The following is a 282-nucleotide window of genomic DNA, read 5'->3' as shown; positions in this document are numbered from 1 at the left end:
GCCCCCGCCGTGGGCGGCGAAGCTCACCGGGCGCGAGGCGGAGGTGCTGCGGCAGATGGCGCGGGCTTCTGGGTGCTGTGGAGCGCGGCCAGCTCGCGTACGGCGGCAGGGAAGAGGAGCGAGTCGCTGCGGGCCACCAGCCTGACCGCCTGGACCAGGTCCTCGGCCGCGGCCCGCTTCAGCAGGAAACCGGCGGCCCCCGCGCGCAGCGCGTCGTACACGTACGAATCGTTCTCGAAGGTCGTGACGACGACGATCCGCGGCGGCTCCGCGAGCGTGGAG

General features: G+C 74.1%; 1 protein-coding gene. It reads right to left on the bottom strand.

The genetic code is table 11. The annotated features are described in order from the left end of the window. Nucleotides 1-23: 23 nt before the first annotated feature. Nucleotides 24-282, bottom strand: a 259-nt coding sequence (locus J0695_RS40605) for a response regulator (protein WP_505383640.1), incomplete at its 5' end; no start/stop codon positions are given.

Source organism: Streptomyces beijiangensis, assembly GCF_017315755.1.
Lineage (GTDB): Bacteria > Actinomycetota > Actinomycetes > Streptomycetales > Streptomycetaceae > Streptomyces > Streptomyces beijiangensis.
Note: the sequence above shows the minus strand (reverse complement) of the source record. Positions and strands in the feature narration are given on the sequence as shown.